Here is a 4,121-nt window from a genome sequence, read left to right as displayed (position 1 = left end):
AAATCACCCCGTCGATAGCGACTGCAATGCCCTTCTCGATCAAGGGCTCGAAGCCGGGATACTGCTCAGCCAGCTTCCTGAACAGCTCCCGAATATCCTTCGCCTCGATCTCGACCTTGCTCTTGCCTCCGGCGATTGCGCCGAGCGATCCCCAGAGCGTCACCTCGACCATCAGCCTCCCCGTTCCGCCTCGATCGCCGCCAGAATCCGCGGCGGCGACATCGGGATATGCGTCATCCGCACGCCCGCGGCGTTCGACACCGCATTGGCGATCGCCGCCAGCGGCGGCACGATCGAGGTCTCGCCGACGCCGCGCACCCCGTAAGGATGGTTGGGATTGGGGATCTCGAGGATCTGCGTGTCGATCATCGGCAGGTCCGAGCAGACCGGGATCCGGTAGTCGAGGAAGCCGGGGTTCTGCAGCCGCCCGTCCTTGCCGTAGATGTACTCCTCATTGAGCGCCCAGCCGATGCCTTGCGCAGCGCCCCCCTGGTACTGCCCCTCGACATAGGTCGGGTGCACCGCCTTGCCGGCATCCTGAACGACTGTGTAGCGCAGGACCCTCGTGGTGCCGGTCTCCGGATCGACCTCGATATCGCAGATATGGGTGGCAAAGGAGACGCCGGCGCCGTCGGCGACGAGCTCGCTGTGGCCGGCGATCGGCCCGCCCGTTTTTCCTGACGCCGCCGCGATCTCCTTCAGGGACAGCGCCGCAAGGTTGCCGTACTTCTCGCCTTTGGCGATGGCGTGGCCCTTTTCCCAGACCACGTCGTCGACGGGAATGTCCCACATCTGCGCGGCGCGTTCGCGCAGGATCTTGATGGTGTTGCGGGCGGCCGAGATCGTCGCCATCGAGGAGGAGAAGGTGCCGCGGCTGCCGTCCGTCATGTCGTTGTAGCCGAGGCTGGATGTGTCAGCCACCACAGCCTTGACCTGCTCATAGGGGATGCCGAGTTCCTCCGCCGCCACCAGCGACAGCGACGCGCGGGAACCACCCACATCGACCGTGCCGACGGCAAGCGAGACCGAGCCGTCCATGCCGATGTTGACGTCGGTGCAGGTCTGGCCGCCGAAGTTGAACCAGAAGCCGCAAGCCATGCCACGGCCCTGGTTCTTGCCCAGCGGAGCCTTCATGTGCGGATGGTTCTTCGCCGCTTCCAGCGTCGGGCCGATGCCGATCGGGCCATATACCGGGCCGTAGGAAGATCTGGTGCCTTCCTGTGCGGCGTTTCTGATCCGGAATTCGACCGGGTCAATGCCGATCTCCTTGGCCAGTTCGTCGATCGCACTTTCCACCGCAAACGCCGCCATCGGCGCCGACGGCGCCCGATAGGCGGCGGTCTTCGGCCGGTTGACCAGCACTTCGTAGCCAACCGTCCTGACGTTCTCGAGCCTGTAGCAGGCGAACGCCGTCATGGCGCCGATCTCGGCCCACATGCCGGCATAGGGGCCGCAGGAATAGCGCAGCGTCGCCTCGGCCGCGGTGATCGTGCCGTCCTTGCGGGCGCCGATCTTGACGTCGATCGAGGTGGCGCTGGTTGGGCCGGAGGCGCGGAACACCTCGTCACGCGTCATCACCAGCTTGACCGGCCGGCCGGCCTTGCGCGACAGCGCCAGCGCCACCGGCTCGGCCCAGACGTGAGTCTTGCCGCCGAAACCGCCGCCGATCTCCGACGAGGTGACGCGCAACTTGGAGGCTTCCATGCCAAGCAGTTGGGCGCAGTGCTGGCGGTAGACGAAATGGCCTTGCGTGCAGACCCAAAGGTCGGCGGTGCCGTCGGAGCTGACGCTCGCCACGCAGGCATGCGGCTCGATATAGCCCTGGTGCGTCTGCTCGGTCTTGAAGGAGCGTTCGACGACGAAGTCGGCCTGGCCGAAACCTTCATGGATGTCGCCATGGCCAAACTGCGTGCGCTTGGTGACGTTGGAAGGCTTGACGGGCTTTTCCTCGAGGCCCTCGGTGAAGATGGCGTCGTTAAGTAGGGGTGCCGTGTGCTTCATCGCCTCGTCGACATCGGTCACATGCGGCAGCACCTCATAGTCGACCTCGATCAGCTTCAGCGCCTGCCTCGCCGTGCGGGCGTCGACAGCGGCGACCGCGGCCACGGCATGGCCGTCATAGAGCGCCTTCTTGCGGGCCATGCAATTGTCGAGGATGTCGTACATGGCAGCATCGCCGTCGGTGAGGTCGGGCAGGTCGGCCGCGGTGATCACCGCCTTCACGCCGGCGAGCTTCTCCGCCTTCGATGTGTCGATCTTCCTGATCGTGGCGTGGGGGTGCGGGCTTCTCAGAACACGCCCGACCAATTGGCCGGCCATGTTGAAGTCCGCGCCGTAGCGGGCGCGGCCCGTCACCTTGTCGACGCCGTCGGGGCGAATGGGACGCGTGCCGACGGAGGTGAAACTGCGATTGGAGTAACGCGGATCGAAATTCATCGTCACGCTCCCTTCATCACGCTGGCGGCGTCCTGGACGGCGCGCACGATCTTGTCATAGCCGGTACAGCGGCAGAGGTTCCCGGCGAGGCCGAAGCGGATTTCCTCCTCGGTCGGGTCGGGGTTCTTGGCCAAAAGGTCCTTCGCCGCGATCAGGAAGCCCGGCGTGCAGATGCCGCATTGCAGCGCTGCGTGCTCGAGGAACTTCTGCTGCAGCGGATGCAGCCTGTCGCCATGCGCCATGCCCTCGATGGTCTCGACACGCCGGCCTTCAGCCTCCGCGCCAAGCACCAGGCACGAGCACACCAGCCGGTCGTCGAGGATGATGCTGCAGGCGCCGCAGTCGCCGGTGCCGCAGCCTTCCTTGGCGCCCGTCAGCCCGAGGCGGTCGCGCAGCACGTCGAGCAGCGTCTCGTCCGGCTGGCAAAGGTACTCGACATTGTCGCCGTTGATTGTGGTTGAGACTGCTACACCAGCCATCATTTGCCTCCTGCACGTGCATAGGCGGTCGTGGCGGCCCGCCTGGCCAGCACGCCCGCAACTTTTCTTCTGAACTCGACGGTGCCCCGCTTGTCGTCGATGGGACGGCAGGCCCCGGAGCAGACCTTGGCGAGCCGCTCCAGCGCGGCTTCGTCCAGCTTCCTGCCGATGAGGGCCTCGGTGGCTTCTTCCACCAGCAGCACCGTCGGCGCCACGGCGCCCAGTGCCACGCGGGCCGATTTGACGACACCTTGTTCATCGAGCGTCAGGTTCACCCCGGCGCTTACCACGGCGATGTCCATCTCCGTGCGTGGAATGAAACGCAGATAGGCATCGCCGGAGCGCGGCGCGCGCCTGTCGAGCAGGATCGCCTCGATGATCTCGCCCTTGGCGAGCGACGTCTTGCCCGGCCCGGTCGGCACTGCCTCTACCGCGACGGTGCGCCTGCCTGCTGGCCCGGCTATCAATGCCATGGCGCCGGCGGCTACCAGCGCCGGCACGCTGTCGGCTGCCGGCGAGGCGTTGCAAAGATTGCCTGTTATGGTGCAGCGTCCCTGCACCTGTTTCGAGCCGATCAGCTTGGCCGCTTCGACGACGCCCGGCCATTCCCCTTTCAAGGCCGCGCTCTCCCCCATCAAGGCGCAGGAGACCGCCGCACCGATGCTGAAGCCTTCCGCCGTTTCCCTGATTTCGCTGAGCCCATCGATTGCCTTGATGTCGAGGATCAGGTCGGGCTCGATAAAGCCGCCTTTCATCCTCACCAGGAGGTCGCTGCCTCCGGCGAGAATGGCGGCCGTGCCAGACGAGCCGGCCAACTGGCCAACGGCGTCTTCCATTGAAAGCGGACGTATGTAGCGCATCGTCTCCCCTTGATCATCGCAATTCTGTCGGCCTGTTATAGAGCCTTGGATCGGAATGGTCATCCGGTTCTGCATCAGCAGCGATTAGGCCAGGCGCCGCAAAACCGAGTCCCAAATCTACCCGAACTGGCGTGCGCCCGTGTCGGCATACTCTTGCAGTTCCGTCCGGATCAACCACTTTCTCGTTCCCGATCGACGAGACGAATGGCAACATTCCACCGATAGTGTTGAAAAAGTCCGGGTTGCAGCGGTCCTGAAGCACTGATTCAATCTTCGTTGTAAGAGGAGATTGAGTCGATGATGGGCGAGCAAAGTGTGATGCAGGAGGAGCTGTTCTATGGCTTCA

At 64.7% G+C, this 4,121-nt stretch carries 3 protein-coding genes; all 3 read right to left on the bottom strand.

From position 1 onward, the window contains the following. Positions 1 to 171: 171 nt before the first annotated feature. The 3 genes from EOA85_RS29310 to EOA85_RS29300 are packed head-to-tail and all read right to left on the bottom strand — an operon-like array spanning position 172 to position 3,775. On the bottom strand, positions 172 to 2,436 hold the full coding sequence (locus tag EOA85_RS29310) for a xanthine dehydrogenase family protein molybdopterin-binding subunit (protein ID WP_127212084.1): 2,265 nt from the start codon (positions 2,434 to 2,436) through the stop codon (positions 172 to 174). Positions 2,437 to 2,438: 2 nt separating this feature from the next. Beyond that, positions 2,439 to 2,915: a (2Fe-2S)-binding protein gene (locus EOA85_RS29305; protein ID WP_095521021.1), complete on the bottom strand. Its 477-nt coding sequence runs from the start codon at positions 2,913 to 2,915 to the stop codon at positions 2,439 to 2,441. Continuing rightward, positions 2,915 to 3,775, bottom strand: coding sequence for a xanthine dehydrogenase family protein subunit M (locus tag EOA85_RS29300; RefSeq protein ID WP_065008610.1), 861 nt, complete (start codon positions 3,773 to 3,775; stop codon positions 2,915 to 2,917). The genes EOA85_RS29305 and EOA85_RS29300 overlap by 1 nt, the downstream gene beginning before the upstream one ends. Positions 3,776 to 4,121: the final 346 nt, after the last annotated feature.

This window comes from Mesorhizobium sp. M5C.F.Ca.IN.020.29.1.1, assembly GCF_003997375.1.
In the GTDB taxonomy this organism is placed as follows: domain Bacteria; phylum Pseudomonadota; class Alphaproteobacteria; order Rhizobiales; family Rhizobiaceae; genus Mesorhizobium; species Mesorhizobium wenxiniae.
This window is presented reverse-complemented; position numbering and strand designations above follow the sequence as displayed.

Coding starts and splice junctions, on each gene's coding strand:
- EOA85_RS29310 (WP_127212084.1), bottom strand. CDS start 2,436: ATGAATTTCGATCCGCGTTACTCCAATCGCAGTTTCACCTCCGTCGGC.
- EOA85_RS29305 (WP_095521021.1), bottom strand. CDS start 2,915: ATGGCTGGTGTAGCAGTCTCAACCACAATCAACGGCGACAATGTCGAG.
- EOA85_RS29300 (WP_065008610.1), bottom strand. CDS start 3,775: ATGCGCTACATACGTCCGCTTTCAATGGAAGACGCCGTTGGCCAGTTG.